At 37.1% G+C, this 20,298-nt stretch carries 17 protein-coding genes and 1 pseudogene; 1 reads left to right on the top strand and 17 read right to left on the bottom strand.

The genetic code is table 11. The annotated features are described in order from the left end of the window. Positions 1 to 636, top strand: a 636-nt coding sequence (locus tag JEM65_RS07230; protein ID WP_199598275.1) for a site-specific integrase, incomplete at its 5' end; no start/stop codon positions are given. A 678-nt stretch (positions 637 to 1,314) separates the two neighbouring features. Here JEM65_RS07230 and JEM65_RS07225 read toward each other — a convergent pair. The 17 genes and pseudogenes from JEM65_RS07225 to JEM65_RS07145 form a co-directional block, all read right to left on the bottom strand. Next, complete coding sequence (locus JEM65_RS07225) at positions 1,315 to 1,995, bottom strand: HEAT repeat domain-containing protein (protein ID WP_083993942.1); 681 nt, start codon at positions 1,993 to 1,995, stop codon at positions 1,315 to 1,317. An 8-nt stretch (positions 1,996 to 2,003) separates the two neighbouring features. Then, entirely contained in the window at positions 2,004 to 3,245 is a 1,242-nt protein-coding gene (locus JEM65_RS22995; protein ID WP_307810549.1) for a putative toxin, read from the bottom strand. Positions 3,246 to 3,260: 15 nt separating this feature from the next. Continuing rightward, positions 3,261 to 3,878 (bottom strand): hypothetical protein, encoded by a 618-nt coding sequence (locus JEM65_RS07215; protein WP_199598274.1) that lies wholly within the window; start codon positions 3,876 to 3,878, stop codon positions 3,261 to 3,263. A 15-nt stretch (positions 3,879 to 3,893) separates the two neighbouring features. Beyond that, entirely contained in the window at positions 3,894 to 4,925 is a 1,032-nt protein-coding gene (locus tag JEM65_RS07210) for an RHS repeat-associated core domain-containing protein (protein ID WP_199598273.1), read from the bottom strand. Between the two features lie 126 nt (positions 4,926 to 5,051). Next, entirely contained in the window at positions 5,052 to 5,558 is a 507-nt protein-coding gene (locus JEM65_RS07205; protein ID WP_199598272.1) for a hypothetical protein, read from the bottom strand. Positions 5,559 to 5,577: 19 nt separating this feature from the next. Next, positions 5,578 to 6,825: an RHS repeat-associated core domain-containing protein gene (locus JEM65_RS07200; protein ID WP_199598271.1), complete on the bottom strand. Its 1,248-nt coding sequence runs from the start codon at positions 6,823 to 6,825 to the stop codon at positions 5,578 to 5,580. A 226-nt stretch (positions 6,826 to 7,051) separates the two neighbouring features. Then, a complete protein-coding gene (locus JEM65_RS07195) occupies positions 7,052 to 7,579 on the bottom strand; it encodes a hypothetical protein (protein WP_199598270.1) in 528 nt (175 codons plus the stop codon). After that, positions 7,580 to 8,008 carry a hypothetical protein gene (locus JEM65_RS07190; RefSeq protein ID WP_199598269.1) on the bottom strand — a complete coding sequence of 143 codons (429 nt, stop codon included), beginning with the start codon at positions 8,006 to 8,008 and terminating at the stop codon, positions 7,580 to 7,582. Between the two features lie 203 nt (positions 8,009 to 8,211). Then, entirely contained in the window at positions 8,212 to 9,051 is an 840-nt protein-coding gene (locus JEM65_RS07185) for a hypothetical protein (RefSeq protein ID WP_199598268.1), read from the bottom strand. 102 nt (positions 9,052 to 9,153) lie between these two features. Beyond that, complete coding sequence (locus tag JEM65_RS07180) at positions 9,154 to 9,477, bottom strand: SMI1/KNR4 family protein (RefSeq protein ID WP_199598267.1); 324 nt, start codon at positions 9,475 to 9,477, stop codon at positions 9,154 to 9,156. A gap of 227 nt (positions 9,478 to 9,704) precedes the next feature. Next, positions 9,705 to 10,544, bottom strand: coding sequence for a hypothetical protein (locus JEM65_RS07175; protein ID WP_199598266.1), 840 nt, complete (start codon positions 10,542 to 10,544; stop codon positions 9,705 to 9,707). A 144-nt stretch (positions 10,545 to 10,688) separates the two neighbouring features. Next, positions 10,689 to 11,237 carry a hypothetical protein gene (locus tag JEM65_RS07170; protein ID WP_199598265.1) on the bottom strand — a complete coding sequence of 183 codons (549 nt, stop codon included), beginning with the start codon at positions 11,235 to 11,237 and terminating at the stop codon, positions 10,689 to 10,691. Between the two features lie 12 nt (positions 11,238 to 11,249). Further along, positions 11,250 to 12,185, bottom strand: a complete 936-nt coding sequence (locus JEM65_RS07165) for a hypothetical protein (RefSeq protein ID WP_199598264.1) — start codon at positions 12,183 to 12,185, stop codon at positions 11,250 to 11,252. Positions 12,186 to 12,337: 152 nt separating this feature from the next. Then, positions 12,338 to 12,532, bottom strand: a pseudogene (locus JEM65_RS23540) (RHS repeat-associated core domain-containing protein); the annotation flags it as partial. A gap of 169 nt (positions 12,533 to 12,701) precedes the next feature. Next, the gene (locus JEM65_RS07155; protein WP_199598262.1) at positions 12,702 to 13,328 is read right to left on the bottom strand and encodes a hypothetical protein; all 627 of its coding nucleotides are present in this window, start codon (positions 13,326 to 13,328) and stop codon (positions 12,702 to 12,704) included. After that, on the bottom strand, positions 13,322 to 19,759 hold the full coding sequence (locus JEM65_RS07150; protein WP_199598261.1) for a polymorphic toxin type 23 domain-containing protein: 6,438 nt from the start codon (positions 19,757 to 19,759) through the stop codon (positions 13,322 to 13,324). Before JEM65_RS07150 ends, JEM65_RS07155 begins: the two co-directional genes overlap by 7 nt. Before the next feature lie 5 nt (positions 19,760 to 19,764). Further along, a complete protein-coding gene (locus JEM65_RS07145; protein WP_199598260.1) occupies positions 19,765 to 20,220 on the bottom strand; it encodes a T9SS type A sorting domain-containing protein in 456 nt (151 codons plus the stop codon). Positions 20,221 to 20,298: the final 78 nt, after the last annotated feature.

Raw genomic sequence — 20,298 nt, 5'->3', positions numbered from 1 at the left:
CCGTTCAACCAGTTCCAGCTTAAGTTCGATAAATTTGACAGGCAGTTCCTTACAGAGCGTGAACTCGAACTGATTGAGAATACGCATTATACCAATGCGCGGTTGGAACGTGTAAAGGATTGTTTTATTTTCTCCTGTTACACGGGACTTTCCTATGTAGATGTCAGGGAACTGACCCTGGACCATATTACCCGGGGCATCGATAACAACTATTGGATCTTTACCAAACGTGAAAAAACAAATGAAACGGTCAAAATTCCTATTTTGCCCAAGGCCTTGTCAATTATAGAAAAATACAGGGATGAAGCCGAAAAAACAAAAAATAAAAGAATCCTACCTCTCAGCTCAAACCAGAAGACCAATAAATACCTAAAGGAAATAGCAGGGGACTGCGGAATCCATAAGAGCATCTCGTTCCATGTTGCCAGACATACTTTTGCTACAACGGTAATGCTCTCCAATGGGGTTCCCATTGAGACCGTATCAAAGCTCTTGGGGCACAACAAGCTATCGACCACACAGATTTACGCCCGGGTGGTAGAGTCAAAGATAAGCGAGGACATTGGCAATCTGCTGCTAAGGTTTGAAACTAAAAAGTCAGTGCCAGGACCACAGACCAAACAAACATTTTTTTAGACTTAAAATGAATTTCCTTTCAATGCGCTCCTCACAAGGTTACGGGAGTGTATTGAAAGGAAATTTCAGTTAATATTAAATTTCAAAAACACAATTTTAGTTTTAAGGACTCGTACTATTCAATTCAAACGGCCTTGGCCAAAATACAAAAGAGCTTTTGGCTGGCTTTATGTTTTTTAAAAATTTCAATTTTTTAGTAATTTGGAGTTCATAAGTAAAATGAAAAACTCCATCTACAATAAGTTTAACTTTAAAATCATTCTTGCCTTTCTGAAAATTTTCCACGTTTTCACTTTTTTCCTTATAGTGATAATTGCTATTGAAAAGAAAAAAAAACATTATAGCCGTTACGACACTATGTGGATTGAATAGTTTTCTGAAATTCTTAAACACTGTTGGACATTATTAAACTTCCCCATAAAGACTCGATAATTCATCAATTGACGCAAATTCTTCCCTATTTACAGGCGGTTTGAGACCATTTGACGCAAATCGATGAAATTTTAAAAAACAGTATATTTTTAACTAATTGATAATCAATAAATTGTACTGGAATGGGAATATGTAACGTGGCTTTGCCCGTTACCCTCTTGCTATTCCATCCCTTACTTTAATTCATACCTTTAGAGGAATTTTTTGTGCCATGTGAAATAAAAATCCGCTTAACTTAAAAATACCTTACAAAACTTTTAATGCATTCTCAGCTTCTGTTTTTATTAATTTGTTAGAATGCTTGCTAAGTACCACTATTTTCTCTCTTGCTTTTAACGACTTCAATTGACCTAATGCTTTGATAGCTTGCACTACAACTTCATCATCGTCAAGTAAATCAATTAATACATTTTCGACATTTTGCAAATTGACTTTTCCTAAGGCTGCAACAAACATTTGCCTAGATATACCATTCTCTTTATCTTTTATTATTGGTATTATTCGATCGACATCATGTTTGGTAATTGTTTTAAATATGGCATTTCCTATGGTCCAACGCAATATTGTTTGATCTTTCGACAATTTCATATATTCATCGATTAAAGTTGGTGTCGCTTTTCCAATTGCTTCTTTTACCGTCAGAGCTCTTACTATGCCTTCTTTATTTTTTTCACTATAATCTTTAACTAAATGTTTTAATAAAATACTTATAGCTCTGGGGTATTTTTTCCTCGTGTTAACCAAGTCCCATATTGAGGATATATTTAAACCGATACCATTGAGTTCATCCACTAACGTTGAAGCTTCCTCATTCAATGCTATTTCTAATTTAATTCCAATCTCATTTTGCAATTCTAATTCTTGCCTTGATTTCTTGGGCTTTTGAATTAATTCTTTGAAGTTTTTAGACAATTCATTTAAGTTCATGTTCGCGATTATTTAAATGGAATAGGTTGAACAATAATACTACCATTATTTATTAAATTTTGCAAAGGTTGAGAAAAAGTTGTAGTTGATCTAGTAAATAAATTAAATTGCAGCCCATTTTGTTGTGAAAACAGATGAAAATCTCTTAATTGTCTAGTTAAACTTAAATGACTGACATTCTTAATTTCGCCTAATGCAGTAGAAGATAAGTGATCAGGAACTCTGTAGGCTGCCGTATTAGTTAAAGAGGGTATTCTTGTTTTTGTCCCCACTCCCACAGCACTTTCTCCTTGCAATCCTAAAGCTCTAGAATTGGCAATTCCAAAATTATTAGTTTCTACATTAACCAAATCAAGTGGATTTTGCACTGGTCTAATATTAACTTCCACGACACCCATACCATCCTTTATTGGCGTAGTGGGTGCTGGCGCAACTGACGGGCTGGTTGATGGAGCAGGACTGGCAATTTTTGAGGTTAGAACTTCGGTTTTTATACTTGCGGCATCGTCTATTGTTGACACTCCCGTTGCTTGGATGGTACTTACAGGCGCAACGGCTGCGCGAGGTGCAGCACCAGTCCAAACGTTATGACCCTTCGGGGTCATAAGACCTCCAATAGAAGCACCCAAAATCCCTCCAGTTATAGCGCCCATAATAGCGCCCTTAACTACTCCTCCCCAAAAATTGCCACTTCCACCTGGAAGAATATTACTAAAGCCCCCTGAAAAAGCTCCAGCGGCCGTACCAGTAGCAATGCCCGTAATAGCTCCCCCCAGAATGCCCCCAGTAATACCTAAGCTAGCCAATGCTGGAGTGATTGCGGCCGTGACAGCAATTCCTATTCCTGCGGTAGCAATACCTATTGCAGCACCACCCGCCATACCAATCCATGTACTACTACTTTTATAAATCCATTTAAGCGGATTCCAAGTTCCATTCGCCTGTGCTCCACCCATATATGCACCCACCAATGCCGCGCCAATTATTAATAAAGGAATAATTTCACCGCTTGGGTCGGAATATAATAGTGGGTTATTCAATACATACCCATACCTATTATAAGACTGGGTACTGTACGGATCCTGAACAAAATTATCGGGCATCAAAAACCTATGTACTATTGGATCGTACAAGCGTCCGTTCATGTGCACCAGTCCAACCCCCAACAAATGTTCGTGGCCTGTATAGCCTCTATCACTTACGGCAAATTTGCGAGGCGCAACTAATTTTGTTTTTTTCTCTTCGGGAATCCCTAATAGCCTTTTTTAATTTGAAAAAAGTTCTTTTAATATGACCTTATTCTTTTTTAAACCATATAGGTTTGCGGTGATCTCTTTATTGTCGAACGATTCAATGATTAAAGGTACTTCGTCGTAACCAAGATTTAGCCATAATACTTTGTAACCATCAATGTCAACAAAAGACCATCGATCTGAACTATTTGAAGTCATATTTCTATAACTATTCGCAGTGCTGAAAAATATGGTATCATTGTTAAATTTGGATTTTAGAACAAATTTTTTATTCTTAAAATAAAATTTATCAATTTTTATTTTATTGTTCTCCTTATCTAAAATTCTATAAATAGATTTTACATTAGAGTTTGAAATCTCCAATATGTTTTCTGTAAACTTGAAGGTCAAACCATCAAGGAGAAATTCGGACTTTTTTTTTGGAATTTCGCCCATAAAAGTTAATGTCTCAGGTTTATATAAATCTCTAAAAAACACCGAATCATTCTTAAGATGAATAAATGAATAATTCGGAGATTTTTTTTGGCCGTTTTTTTGTACCAAGGAGCTACTAATATACGTTACTTCTGCCTGATTATGAATTTGACAAGAAAGCGCAATTAAAAAAAGGAAGTATATATTATATTTCATTTTCATGATTAAGATTTATTTATAAATATAATCTCTTATATATTGGTAGTTCGCATTATTAGGAATACTTAGTCTAACAACACTACCTGAACCTGTGAGAGCAAACGAATTTACCAAAACCTGGCCAAATATAGTGGCTCCGGAACCAATATGTTTAACGTAAGTTACATAATTTTCCGGTCTTGCCCGATAGGTGGCATTAAATTCAATTTTCCTACCTCCTATGGTCATTCTCCCTGAAAGATTTGCGTATTCATTGTCGGCTAAAATACCTGATCTATAAGGATATTCACTAAAATTGAAGTCTATAGCGTTAAAACTATCATGAACAGGATTGAATGGATCCGAAGCTAAAAATCTTAACATCGCTTCTCTTTGAGCTTCTATTGCTTGTTCAATTTTGGAAATTAATTTACTTGAGGCAGTTTTTTGCTGTATTAAATGCGCTGTATGATTCAACCCGGAACTTATAGCACCTTGGCGCACCCCGTTCCAAAAATTGCCACCACCAATTACACTACCGACGCCTCCAGAAACAGAACCGGCACCTACTATTCCAACCGCTTTCCATACCTGGCTTGCATTCTTTAGCAGGCCTCCCGCAAAAGAACCTATTCGGGAACTAATGCCACCTGCCAATGCCGCGCTTAAAAAACCCCCACCTTGGGCGACAGAGAGGAACCCGCTTGTGTAGAAATGGGCAGCGGATTGAAAGGCCGCAGACCCTAGGGTCGATGCAATATTTGCAGCAACTTGGCCTATTCCAAAAGCTGCTGCCCCGCCAATAGCTCCAAAAAAAGCTGCTTTTCCGGCCCCTTTAAAAAAACCTTTACCATTTATGGAGTTATTTATTCCATTGGTAATAATACCAATGGCTGCTCCTATTAGAGCTGCTATTATGAACTCCCCACTTGGATCTGTGTACATCAACGGATTGTTCAACACATATGCGTATCTGTCAAAGTTTTGGGTGTTTAACGGATCCTGAACAAAATTATCAGGCATCAAAAACCGATGCACTACAGGGTCGTACAAACGTCCGTTCATGTGCACCAGTCCAACGCCCAATAAATGCTAAGGGTTCAATAATGTTAATGATATTTCAAAGAGCTTTTCCTTTAGGCATATCTATTGTATAAATTGCTGAATGTTACATGGGTGACAATTACTGGATTAATTTTCAGCAATGAATTTGTAATAATATACTCTCTTATTAATTGATATTTTTACTTTTAAGGTATCATTTTTCCAATAATTAATAAAATCAACTTTTTTAAATCTCCGCTTTGGATAAGCAATTACATCAAGACGCATAGTGTCATGTGCCCCTAATTGAACAATTACCTGATCAAATCGATTGATTTTAAAATCTTTACTTATGTCAATATTTCCAATAAAAGTGGAGTCGTACTTAATATTCTTATAAGAATATTCAAAGTCTATAGGCTCTACTAATATAGGGTCCAATCCACTGTTGATTATTTTTAGTTCTCCCCAAAGATCTATGTATGTCTGTCCTGCTGTGGTGGAGTGGATCTTCAATTTTAAATTAACTTGATCTTTTTCAAAGCTTGGACATTCTATACATTTATAACCAAAGAATTTAGGTGGAGGTGGCATAAGGCACCCATTAATGATAACACAACAGGTTAAGAAATAAGAATATCTTAAAATTTTCATAATAGTTTAAATTAAATTATTACCATTTTGGTGCCTTTCCATAATCACGTGCGAAGACTCTAGCTTCATATTCGTTGCTGCCAGGTCTATCATAAACACTTTGACCTATAAATATTTGCTCAAAAATACCTCTGCCTTGGAATGTTGACCAACCTTGTTGTCTAGCTTGTATAATATGACCAAACTCATGAGCAAATATATCTGGATCTGTATTACTAAATGTAGCAACGCTATTACCCCAAGTTACCTCTCTTTCATTATCGATTAGCGATTGAATTGCTTGATATGCCCCACCTTTTCTCCATGCTACTTTGTCAGTTGAGAGTCCAAAGGCATCAGCCATTTTATTGGCGTATTTTAGTTGTTCGGTCCCAGGCTTGTAGGTTGCCCCGAAAGTGCCTATCATCAATGCTGATTGGCTAAAAGCACCTATTGCACCATTTTTTGCTCCGTTGACTATAGCATTTTTAATGTTATCTCCATCAAGTCCTGCACCTACGGCGCCTGCTACTGCGCCCCGGACAGTGCCCTTAAATGTGTTAAAGCCAAGTTCGCCAATCCCATTTTTCAACCAACTGCCTTTAACTCCTTTCCAGTTTCCTATTCCTGCTCCAGCAAAACCACTGACCGCACTGCCAGCAATTGTGCTCAACGTTATATTATCGCCCATTATTGCACTAGTTCCAACCTGAGAGGCTACTTCCGAAAGCATATTACCCGTTGCACTTTGCAAAAATGATGATACACCAGTACTTGCAATGGATGCCGCTGCACTAAGTCCACCCGATATAGCTCCTCCAATTGCTCCAAAAAGTATTGACGTGCCAAACCCACTCAAATTCCAATTTCCTGTGACTGCTGCGCTTATTGTATAGACTGCTGCAGAAATTGCTGCACCCACTAAAGCTCCATAAGCCATTCCTATAAGAATAGGGATGAAAAACAACTCTCCACTAGCATCGGTATACAATAAAGGATTATTCAATACATACCCATATCTATTATAAGACTGGGTATTGTACGGATCCTGAACAAAATTATCAGGCATCAAAAACCGATGCAATACCGGGTCGTAGAGCCGTCCGTTCATGTGCACCAACCCAACACCCAATAAATGCTCGTGACCTGTATAGCCTCTATCAAAGACTCCAAATTTGGTCAGCGCAACGTTGTTGCCATCTGTTAACTTTAACTCCCTCGCACGCCGCCTGGCTCCATCGCTAAAAAGCCAAACCCTTGGCTTTTTTTTAACGCTCGGCCCTCCCACGCATCAAAATGCCGCTTTTCTTTAAAAGTGCCATCCTTATCGGTAATGCCAATAATACTGCCTAAATATTCACGGTGCAAATATAAGTATTGCTCACTGGTGATGGTAAGCTGTTCAGAATGAAATATTGATGGAGCACAACATAAATCCCAACTCCTATAATTTATGAAAATATTATTATTGGTGTATTCTTTTTCATATTGTCTTTGTTGTTATTTATTTTAGTCTAAATTGATAAATCTAAAATTGATAAAGCATCTTTAATTGTATAAAATTTATCATGAACCATTTCGTTCTGTTCAAAATGTTCAACCAGATCAACAATAATTTTTTCGCTCTTTGAAAGTTTACGATCAATTAAATACCTGGAAAACATCATTGCTTCGTGTCCTAAATCAATCCACTTATCATCTTGTTCGATTTTTCCTGATTCGATTATTTCAAAACCAGAAAAAAAAATTTTGATGATATGATTGAAATCTGATTCATAAAAGCAAGATTTTTTTATAAACAAATTAACTATACCGGTAGGGTGCCGTTCTCGAATTTCCACCTGCCAATTTATCTTCAAATCGTTCTTTTCAACAATTTGATTCAATTTTTCTCGCAATACTTGATAATATGTACGATTCTTTTTAAAGAATAGAGTTATATCTTCCGTCATTGAGGCACTACGTCCAACAGATAGACCGAATTGCCTAAGCACTAACGCTAGTAAAATAAAGCTTCTTCTATCTAAACAAACTAATTTCATTTACCAAAATTTTAAATTTATATAGTACTGAGCTTGGTTACCAGGATTTATTACAAAATTACCTCCACCACTATTTACCCTAAAATAGTTTGAATAAGCTGGATGTGGACTTTGATAGGGTATTAATATGTCATTTGAAAGTCTCATTTCAATGAAAGCACCGTTTTGATAGTTATCGAAATTTTGATTTCCATTGAAATTTGGACTTCCCTCGAAATCTGTTCCTTTAAAACCATATCCAGAATCTCTTGATGGTGTAATTTCTTGGCTGTTTTTAATAGAAGCCATAGCTTGGGGGCTAGTATGATGCCTAACAACAGTTGAGCCTTCTTTAGGTATAAGTTTTCCAGAGAAAGGATCTAAACCGTTGGTTTTTGCATATTTTAAACCTTGTGCTCCACCAATAATACCACCGACAGCCATTCCCATCTTGAGGATATATTTAAACCGATGCTATTAAGTTCCTCCAACAGTGTTAAAGCCTCTTTATTCAATGCAATTTCTAATTTAATTCCAATCTCATTTTGTAATTCTAATTCTTGCCTTGATTTCTAGGTTTTTGAATTAATTCTTTGAAGTTTTTAGACAAATCCATTTAAGATCATAAATATTGTGATTTTAAAAAATAAGTTTTACTTTCTAAAATCACTTACTTTATGCGAATATCCTTTTTTATCTTTAAAACCAACAAAATTAATTCCTTCACAAAAGTTTAAATTTCCGTCCAAAATTGTAGTGTCCCAAAAACTTAAAAAATCGAGATTCTCCAATTTTTCAATGAAATCTAAGCTTTTAATTTCACCACATTCTGTTATAATTAGTTTCCTTAAGGACTTAACTTCTCCCAATAGATGTAGATCATCTATATTTTTACATTTTTGAAGTCGAAGTTCTTTAATTGAAAACAATGAAGTTAAAGAAGCAATTGTTTTTAGTTTATTCGCATCGAATATTTCCAATTTTTCAAGCTTTGATAAAGCTTCAATACCTTTCAAATCTTTAATGCCAGTCTTAAATAAATTTAACTCCTTGAGATAAATTAATTGTGATAATTCAGATAAGTTATCATGTTTAGAGTTAAATCCTGTCAATGTTAAATTGTTTAATGTTATACAAGTTTCTAATCCTATTAATCTACTAGAATAATTGGTTGCCAAAATTTCAATTTTCGGAAAATTGGATAGATCTATGGTATTCTTTTTATTGTCAGCAAATCCTAAAAACCTTAATTTATGAAGGCTATTAATAATTTCAATGTCGAATTTGGTTTCTGGTAAGTGTAATCCTTCTATAACTTCTGATATTTCTTTTAAAAAATCTATGTTATCCAATGAATATCCTTGAAAACAATTGATTGTAATAGATTTTGTATTTCCATCTAAAATATATTTTATGCAATCCTCTAATCGTGAAGATTCGATTATTAATTTTTTTGAACCGTCTATTTCATTTTGAAATTTAAATCTATGCATTATATGAAGTTATTAACACATTGTTTAAAGAAAAAAATTATCCTATGCAAACATTTATAATTTCATCTTTGAAAGTGACATTTAAAAAGTTAAATTTCCAAATTATTCAACAACCAATGCAATAGAGTCACCAATTAAAGTTGCGTCATCTTTCCCCATACCTATAAATGGCATTTCATAAATTAAACCGGTTTTGCGCTCAATTGCGAAAGCCGTATCAGCTCCATCACTACCGAAGATAAAAAATTCAGGAGCATAAACATCTACTTGGTAAGCATGGTTTAACTCCTCCATTTTCTCAAGACTCCATAGAATGATATAACCTTCATCTTTTTGAATTTCTAAATTGTTAGAATTGATATAAAAATCAACAAACCCCTTTGGTAATTTAAAATTGAATTTATTTAATATCTCTTGTTTGTTCATGGTTTCTTATTTATGTTTCTCATAAGAGAATTCCATAATTTGGATATATCGCTTGCCTGCATTCTTCTCAAAAAGATCTTGGTTGAAACCAAGAAAGTCAAAGTTATTGCCACACCCGACCCGATAGCCCTGTTTGCACCGCTCTCCGCAGGGTGCGAACTGCAGTAAATTCTTGCAGACCTTCGCAGCTCTAAAAATCAAAAGCCTATATAAAAGGGCGTTAGATTTTACTGGATGTGTGCAATTTCAAAGTCAAACCCGCTTAGCATCTCTTCTTCTACCATTTCTCTAAAAGCAGGTGAACAAAAGTATAATGGCTCAGGTCGTAGTAAGCCCCTCTTAACACCTATCTGCTGTTTGCTTGAAAAAAAATCATTCTCAGTGATTGATTGGCTGTTTAAAACATATGCTTCTGATAACAAATTTAAGCCTAGAGTATGCCCCTTCGGGCATTTGTAAATTTCTCTTTCACTACTGGCTGACAAGTCAAATGGATTAATACCTGCGACTGTGCTTTGTGATAACTCAATTTTTGTCGAAGCAACTAACTGGTAATAATTAGAAGCTCCTTTATCAAAAACAACGGGTTCAAATATTAATCCTTTTAATCCTTTTTGTTTAAACGCTGTTGCGAACTTTTCGGATACCACTACTTCTCCTGCTATCGTTCTAGCTATATCCTTTTTCGGAACAGAACCATATTTTAATCTTAATGGACTTCTCTGTTTTCTTTTTGCTCCACATATTTCGCAAGCTACTGTTTCATCATAAAGCGTTCCGCATTCTTCACCTGCAGGTTCAAACGTGGACTTAATTTTTATGTGCAATAATGGGGCGGTATCTAATTCTTTCTTACTGTACTTCCGTTTGATTTCCCAACCAAAAAAAAACACTTCATCATATTTCTGCTTGACCTTCTTTGCAATTATTGGAACCTGATTATATCGTGGGTCATTTTTTAACAACTCAACCACTTTTACAGAAGTTCCTAATTTTTTTCCTTCATCTGCTTTAAAAAGCAAATTGGCATAATCATAATTTATTCTAAGCTCAATTGTTTCTTTCATTGTCGATTGTTTTTAATAGCCTGGTGGCAATGGATTTTTAGAATAAACTTGTCTCATTATGTTCTGTAATATCAATCGAAAAGGCTTGGTTTTTTTTATTACTTATTATTCCCACTCCCTAATATTTCTTATTTAGCGTATTTGTCACATTTCGATAATTTCTTCCTTGCTCCAATACTGTAATAAATTCCAAAGATATTTCCCTAATGCTCCTTTAGATTTAAGATCCCTTTTAACTTCGGATTCGGATAGAGCTTTTTTAGCATATAAAATCATCTTTTCTTTATTGTCTGATTCTCGCATATCTAAATTCCTATAGTTAGCCCACTTATAAAGGGTATAATTGGGTTTAAGCTCTAATGCTCTATGCATCATGCTTTGGGCTTCTTCAATTTCAATATCAAAATACCATTCAGATATACAGGCTATTTGTCCTATATAAAATAGATATTCTGGGTCATGGGAAAACTTAGAGTAGGATTCAAGAAAATACTTTTTTAATAACCCCGCATAATAATCATGATTCCTGAGTTCGTATTGTTCTTCAACTAATAAATTCATAAGTAAGTAATTCATACTTAAATAGGCATTTATTGTATTATTATTTCCATCAATAGTTTCCTGTATTAAAGCAATAGCCGATTCCCAATCTCTGTTTTGTTCGAATTTTGATAACTGTTGTTTCCAGTTCATAGTATTATTTTTTTAAGGGATAAACATTGTTCCAATTTTCGGAATTCCATTGACAACACTGCCTCTTACAATAACATTGTAACCTCCAACATCTAAAAACACATTATTAAAAACACCACTCGTCGGAAGTTTTCCATTTGCAGCATTTAAAACAGATCTAAAGGTGTTTTCTTGTCCACCAAGACTTTTTACTAATGGGTCAAGATTATGAGCAGAATTTCCAAAGACGTGAGAAATTTTATTTTTCATTGCATACGCTACACCATCTTCAATAGCACTACCTGAAAATTGGGATATAGTTTTTGTTCCCGTATTGACGGTAGACAAATCAAGCGATTTCTGCACAGGTCTAATATTAACTTCCACGACACCCATACCATCCTTTATTGGAGTAGTGGGTGCTGGCGCAACTGACGGGTTAGTTGATGGAGCAGGACTGGCAATTTTTGAGGTTAGAACTTCGGTTTTTATACTTGCGGCATCGTCTATTGTTGACACTCCCGTTGCTTGGATGGTACTTACAGGCGCAACGGCTGCGCGAGGTGCAGCACCAGTCCAAACGTTATGACCCTTGGGGGTCATAAGACCTCCAATAGAGGCACCCAAAATCCCTCCGGTTATAGCGCCCATAATAGCGCCCTTAACTACTCCTCCCCAAAAATTGCCACTTCCACCTGGAAGAATACTACTAAAGCCACCTGAAAAAGCTCCAGCGGCCGTACCAGTAGCAATGCCCGTAATAGCTCCCCCCAGAATGCCCCCAGTAATACCTAAGCTAGCCAATGCTGGAGTGATTGCGGCCGTGACAGCAATTCCTATTCCTGCGGTAGCAATACCTATTGCAGCCCCACCCGCCATACCAATCCATGTACTACTACTTTTATAATTCCATTTAAGCGGATTCCAAGTTCCATTCGCCTGTGCTCCACCCATATATGCACCCACCAATGCCGCGCCAATTAATAAATAATCCCCGAGGCAGAGCCGTCGGGGTATTCAACGGAAGAAAGTTTTAACATTTAATGAAAACCATCCGTTTTCAAACTTTCCTTTAAAACCTCCGAGGCAGAGCCTCGGGGAATTCTATAGATTAATAAAGGAATAATTTCTCCGCTTGGATCTGTATATTTCAACGGATTCTGCAAAACATACCCATAACTATTGAATGACTGTGTATTGTAAGGATCCTGTATAAAGTTATCCGGCATTAAAAATCGGTGGATGACAGGGTCGTATAATCGACCATTCATATGTAATAGACCTACGCCTTGTAAATGTTCATGATTGTAGCTCCCTAACCCCCAATACTTTGACTTACTTCGACTTACTTCGGCTGCCCTCAGCACAGGCCGCTCAGCACAAGCGGGGGAACTCTAATCGCTATTTCAAAGAACTTTTATAGTAAACTTAATTGTAATTACTGCATTGGCACAAATGTAGCTCTTGCCCTAGCGAGAGGTATATTCATTTAAAAGTATTTTTTACAATAGCGGGTATTTCAATAGGATTTAATTCTACTTCCATAAAAATGTAATCTTCATTTACGAAATTTTCTTTTCCGTCTTTTAAAAAAAAAACTCGGTTGAAAGTTAGATGGTCATTTGGATCTTTTTTGCCGGATCTCTCCGTTAAATAATAATTACCTAGATAGTTAGAATAATACCTTACAAAAACCTCATTATCCTTTACCGTGTATTTGCCCCAATTGTGAATTATAGATTTACGATTTATGAAGTTAATACCTTGATTGAAAAAAGCATCATAGTTCTCAATTACACATTTCGCATTAGCCAATGCCGATGACAAGGTATTTGTCAATTTCAAATCAGCACATAGTTCATCAATTTGCTTACCATAAAGATAATTTGACGATGGTATTGCGCCTACGTTCAAAAAGTACCCATTCTCGAAAAATAGAATAACGTGAATCCATTTTTCTTGGTTGATGGTTCTTTCGAAATAATAAAAACCATCTGTTTTAGGTCCGCTGACCAGACTTATTTCATTGGGTTTAAACTGTTCTCTTTTGTTGTTTATACTAACACAGGAACATAACAAAAATGTAATTAGCAGGACGATCTTTCTTACCATAATGTATAAGGATTATAAGATTGATATTGGAAATAACCAGAAACGTTTCTGCTCAACATATTAAACCTAGGCTGGGGAGAAGCAATATCATGTGCAATTATATTCTGGAAAAAATTTCTTACATGTTCCGAATTCACTCCGGAACGATAACCCTTAAAGCCAAACGACAAGGCTCCCAAACGATAGGAATCCGCTCCTTGGTTTTTCCAATATCCGTTCTTTCCTCTAGTAAAATCAACAAGGTCGCCACTTTTAATCGCATCTTCAAAAGGGAGGCCACTTTCATCTGTACCTGATTGACCAGTAAATAAATTTCCTCGAAGTGAAAAATCGCCTATCGAAACTTCGAATGCTGTAGTTCGATACATATCCGTGTTTCCACTAGTTATTTTACCCAATAATGTTCTGCCATCATTCTCATACCTAAATCCAAAATCTCCTTTTTTGAAACTAAATCCTCCAACCTTTTGTGAAGTTTTTCCGCTATCAAAGGTAGTGCTGTAAAGTCCAAAACCACTCTTTCCATCGTTCCAATTGGCTCCCCATGATTTTCGATATTCCCATCCGCTAGATCCAGTCCCATGTGCACTGCCTACATAACTAATTCCGTAACCTCCTGAAATGCTAAAATTGCCGTCGTTAAAACCGACGGAAAAATTTGCTCCGAATGAAATACCTTTACCAAATGCGATAGCAGGAGATATACTAAAATTCCAATTCCCCAGACTAAAATTAGCATTAGGCAGAAGACCAGCAACAAATGCCCCACCGACAGAATTTAATAAAGCGGTCGTCGTTATGGTTGTCACGGATGCCGCGATACCACCACTTATGCCTCCGATTAAAGCACCGCTAACTATGGATACGGCGAACTGGCCCCAACTCCAGTTGCCAGTACTAATTGCGCTTGCAATATATGCGGCAGCCCCAGTAGCCGCACCAATTATGGCGCCAATCGCAAAAGCAATCCACAAAAACTCTCCGCTTGCATCAGTATACATCAAAGGATTATTCAGAACATAGCTATACCGGTTATAATTTTGGGTATTGTACGGATCCTGAACAAAATTATCAGGCATCAAAAACCGATGCACTACAGGGTCGTACAAACGTCCGTTCATGTGCACCAGTCCAACGCCCAATAAATGTTCGTGGCCCGTATAGCCTCTATCAAAGACTCCAAATTTGGTCAGCGCAACGTTGTTGCCATCTGTTAACTTGACAAGATTGCCCCAAGCATCAAAATGGCGCTTTTCTTTAAAAGTGCCATCTTTATCGGTAATGCCTATGATACTGCCCAGATAATCACGGTGCAAATATAAGTATTGTTCACTGGTGCTGGTAAGCTGTTCGGATCGCCATATTGCGGGAGCGGAATAGGCATCTCCGGCCATATAGGTTATAAATGTAGTCTTACCGGTGTTTTTTTCGTAACTAATTTCCATAGTCCCATCTGCAGAATAATGTTTTCGCATTGGTCGCAATAATTTATCGCTATTCGTGTTGCCATAAAACATATTGGATCTGCCCATTGCGGCATTATATTGGAAACTCACCTTATCCTTTCCTGCCTCCGTGATCTCTACCGGACTTTTAAAAGACGTGTAGGTAATGTCCTGTCTGGTAGTTGGTGCATAAAAGGCCTGACCGGGGGTGTTGAGTATTAGCTCTTTCAATTGGTACGATTTGCCCGTGTAGGCATAAGTGCCCACATTGCTGTTATTGGTAATGCGGCCTTGGGTGTCGTAGGTATGGCTTTTGCTGCCTGCATTATCATTAAAGTTGACCAATCGATCGAGGTTATCATAGGTGAAATTTTCATTCCATCCAAAGAGACTATTTGTCCTGCTGTTTAAAAGCCCTTTTTGGGTATTGAATGCAAAGGTGAGCTTTACAAGTTCCAAAGGGGTTGCATTGATATTTTTCTCGCTCTTAAACTGGGTCAGATAGCCATAGGAGTCGTAGGTATAGGCCTTACGCAGGTTGTTGCCCATTGTTGATGTGGTGACCTGGCCCCGTGCATTAAGCCCCGACACATTCCACAATACTTCCAAAGTGCTGTTATCTGTAATGGATTTTAGACCTCCATTCTGGTAATTATTTTTAATAGTCTTTGAGCTGATCTTATTGTTTATGAGTAATTTAGCTTCACTTTTCTCTGTAGCCACTTGTCCAAAAGTGTCATAGGTAAAGATTTTTGTAAATTGGGCATAAGGATTTGTTTCTATGGAAGAGAACAAGCGTTTATAACTGTCATAGGTATATATATAGTTACTGTTGTTGCCATCGGTATTGACCAATGACATGCTATTGATTAATTTGCTTGTGTTATCGTAGATATAGTTTATAACCATGTTGGTCAAATCTCCCACGATCTTTTTTTGTTCCAATTTCCCCAATGAAGAATACGTATAGGTCGTAGTACCTTTTGGGGTTGTTTCGGTCAGCATTTCACCAAATCCATTGTAGGTATAGGTATAAGTGCCCGCTGCCGGGTCAGTAGTTTTTGTTTTACGGCCCCAACCATCTTGCTCGGTCGTCAGTATCACGCCGTCATAGTTGGCAGTCTTCATGGTACCGTTACCATAGTATGTGTAATTAATAGTTCCCCCCGGATCGGTCACCTGACTGATTTGTCCAGTAGGATTCTTGGTGGTCACTACCGTTTTTGTGCCGTCATTGACGGTCGAGGACAGTCCAGAATAGCTGATAGTGGTTGTTTTTCCGGTAAAGCTGGTCAATTTGGTTGTCCGGCCATATACATCAAACTCTGAAGTATTCCATTGACTCGGTGCACCGCTATAGGGTTCGCTCACTTTCCACGCCCTATCAAATTTATCATATTGATAACTTTTGCTTATCCACTGGCCCAATACATCCTTGTTTTTTTCTGTGATCAACCGTTTTAAAGGATCATATACTTTTATACTGCTGGCACCATTATCTGCGGAGACCGTAACGGTATATAAATAGCCGGACTCAACATATGTAGTGTTGGCGTTTTTTGACAAATAGTCCGTAACCTTGGTCAATCGGTTCCATCCATCATATAGATAGTTTGTGGCAAGACCATAAGGGTTTGTCTCTTTTTTGAGAGTTCCAGTGCTTGGATTGTAATCAAAAAGGGTTATCAAACCTTCAACATCTGTAGCTTTAGCCAGATATCGACCTGAAATATCATATTCAAAATTGACTATTCGAGGGGCGGTGTTATAAGGTGTGGTCGTTTTTTGGGTTATATTCCCGAAGCTATCATACAGATAGGTTTCTGTTTCAAACTGTGTACCATTACCTTTTGATTTTTTGTTAGCTATTAAATTATTGTCATAAACGTATTGTTCTTCAGAACTGAATGAATTTCCGTTGATTGTGTTGGTCTCTATTTTGGTCAATGGTCTACCAATAAAATAGGGATTGGCAGTGCTGTTTGCATAAGTCAAATCCAAAACCGTAGTCCCCTGTCCTGAGTAAGAGGTAGTAGATTTGGTCAGGTTGTTGTAGCCATCGTACAAAAAGGACTGCGTGGTTACAGTACTCTCCATCGCATTTTGGGTTACCATGGAACTGTTGGAAATTTTAAAGACCTTATTTCCTAGCAAGGTACTTGAATAATTGTAGGTGGTTTTTGAAATATACGAACTTGATGGGACGGTATAGGTATAGTAGCCCAACATTGCATAATTATTGGATACCGCCCCCCTCAATGATATATCATGCTTTGAAATATTCCAGATGATATCTTCGGGACCCGTGTTCCAATTGGAGCGTGCGACCCCCTCGAAACCCATAAAACCCAATCCTTCAACATTTGATACAGCGCCGTAATAGTTGAAATTTTGTTTCAGTGTCGTGGTGCCTGAGGAGATGCGCTGCAATTGACTGACTACTTTTAAGCCCAAAACTACTCCTATATCTGCATAAGGATAAACTTGGTCATAAGCCATGGTATAAATTGGGTTATAATCATGCCCTGATTCACTTGGGTCAAGGTTCTTATAATCGATGCTTTGGGTAAGTCCGTTATTGGTAACAGATCTTAAAAGCATATCTTCCCGATTGTCTTGGTTAAAAGCAAACGAAGTAACCCAGTTATTACTGATAGAGGCAAAGTTTAAGTTGCTGTTAGGTTTGTCCGGGCTCAAAAAAATAGGGATTGGGAAGTGTTTTAGATTTCCTGACTTCGTAATAGTTGTAGTATAGCTGAAGGCGGGCAAGGCCGCAGCAGAAGTCGAAAATGTGTTATTATATTGTATTATAGTCTGTGAGCCATTGCTACTATCATTATAAGTTGTGGTCTTGTACTCTAAAATGTCCGTTTTTCCATCGCCATTGACATCTACGGGCAATAAGTTATATGTATTTGTAGTTGATCCCAGTGAACTTAATTTATAAGCGAAGGGGTAGGTGTTTTCGCTCTTTAACAACGAAGTACCAGATGATAAAAATAGAGCAAATAGAGTACTGTTATTTGCGGTCGGATACATAAAATCCATTTTACCGTCCCCATTGAAGTCACCAATCATAGGCTGGTATTCAAGTTTTATTCTAGAATCGGAAGTTTCCCAAAGTAAGGTGAGATTGTCCGTGCTATTCAAAGTGTATACGCTTATCTTCCCTGCTGCAATACGGACAATATCAGTTTTGCCATCGCCGTTCATATCGAATGCCATTAACTGATCGGTGCTTTTAAGGCCTCCTGACAAAAAGCCTACCGATTTCACAAAATTAGTGGTCATTCTTCTGTCCAAACTTATCAAGTTGACTTGAGTTGACGTACTATTGGCAGTTTCACATACACAACAACCTTCAATTGTGTTAGCACAGTTGTCACCTGGTAAAGGAAGATAGGCAATACAGTTTTGATAAGAGTAATTTTTGGATACTGCAATAACATCGGATAGACCATCACCGTTAAAATCGCCAGAAATGTATTCTTGTGGAACCAAATAAGTGTTTACATTATCGTTACAAGAAGTCCGATTTGTGTAAGTTGGTGCATTCCAAATTTTTTCATATTGGTAGTAAATGGGAGCAGTAGTACCATTGGAATAGACCTTGAATTTGATTTGATTGGTCGCAGTCGAGTTTTGTACAATAGCGATGCCCTGACTTGAGTGAAGCTTATTATTGTGCGTCAACCATGACACTGGAAAAATAGCCTCAAAGGCACCTGAATTGACCGTAATTGGATAGTTGAAACTACCGGTCTGCAATTCCTTAAAAACCCAAAACTTTGTTCTTAAGCTCTTGGTTTTTGGATACACCAAAAAATCCATTTTACCATCTCCATTCAGGTCTAAAGATACTGTTTCTGCATTTCGCTGTTCAATATTTCCTATACCCAATTCAGTAACAATATTTCGGTCATTGGTAATGGTTGCGGCAGAAGTAGAATAATTAAAAGTAATTGGTGTGTGCGCCAAAGTGTTGTCTCCATTTTTCTCTTGTACGCTAATCAACCTCTCATAGCCCAAAGAATTGAATGCATGGGTTAGAACGTAGTTTTTATAACCAACACCGCCAGCAATAACTTTTATCTCTTTCAGCAGGTTTTTTCTAATGAAGGAGTTTGCCACTGTTGGACTTTCTCCAATATAAGCTTGTTCAAATCTTTTTCTTGGTGCATATACAAATTGAACTTCATTGATTGGCGTATTCGTAGTTCGAGATCCATATTTAATTCTGCTGATGCTTAAACTATTATCAGCTAATATATAAGAATAACTGATACGCACTCCCTGGGGATTTTCCCAATAAGTTATGGCATAATCAGTTCTTGATTTGGAATCGGGGCTATTGCCATAGTGGGCAAAAGAACCATCTGGATAATATACAATAAAATATGATGGCCCGTAATTAGCCCCAAAAGTGGAGATTCCATACGAAACTATTTTTACATTTGAATAATTTTCAGTCTCATATTGGGCGCCATGAGCACCATAAGTTCCAGCTTTTAAAAGGAGTCTTTGTCCATCAAAGCTGAACCTGTCAAGTGCATCAAAGTCCACTGGATCAATATGATTGTCATGAAATTTTGTGGAAGGAATCCTGGTGATTACCGAAACTCCTGTCATATTCCAGCCATAACCTGCAAGCCCATTTGCGCCTTGACTGCCATAGGATAAAGCTATTGATGGGACTACACCGTTAATCCCGGGAGGAACGGCAATGGGCACTGTGTAATTTGCCCCTCCAGTTAAGGAGACAGACAGTTCACCAGTAGTTTCCCCTATACCTAAATCAGAGCCGCCCATCATGGCATTCGCTATGTCAGGATCTGGCAGGGAGTTGAATAATGATATAGATTCATTACTTGTTGCAGTTGTTTTTAATGACGAGTATGTAAATTCATCTAATGGGTTAACACCTTGCTGTCCGAAGAAAAGTGACGAGTACAATAACCCAAGTGCCAAAAGTAGTTTTTTATCCATAGTCATTATTTTTTAATAATCTTAAATGTTTTTTTTGAGTGGTTTGTATAATGTATGACTACATTATAAATCCCAGCAGGAAAATTTGAAAAATTGATTTGTTGTTCTCCCTGTCTGTCATTAACATTCATATCATACAGGAGCTGGCTGCTAATTGAAAATAATTGGATTTTAGCCACTAACATTTCAGGGTTGTTGACCCACTCTACATAAAGTTCATCCACAACTGGATTGGGATAGGATTTTAATTGGAACTCAGTGACAGTTTTGAGATCATTATCGGCAATGCCAAGGGAATCAGACTCTGTAGTTGCAGATCGCGATAGGGGATTACAGTTTAGACATATCCGCTCTCTGGTAATTTGATTTCCAGCTGTGTCGTATTTGAAAGTTAATTTGTCCTGCGCATATATTGAAATTGAACACAAAAAAAATGTTAAAGTAACTATAAATGTTTTCATATTTAAGTATTTTGTTGTATTAAAGCTAAGTAATATTTCAATTGAAAAATTAAACGCTATACGAAAAATACTGTTAAT

Origin of the sequence: Gelidibacter salicanalis (genome assembly GCF_016469035.1) — a bacterium.
In the GTDB taxonomy this organism is placed as follows: domain Bacteria; phylum Bacteroidota; class Bacteroidia; order Flavobacteriales; family Flavobacteriaceae; genus Gelidibacter; species Gelidibacter salicanalis_A.
The sequence above is the reverse complement of the archived record's forward strand: the minus strand, read 5'-3'. Positions and strand labels throughout refer to the sequence as shown.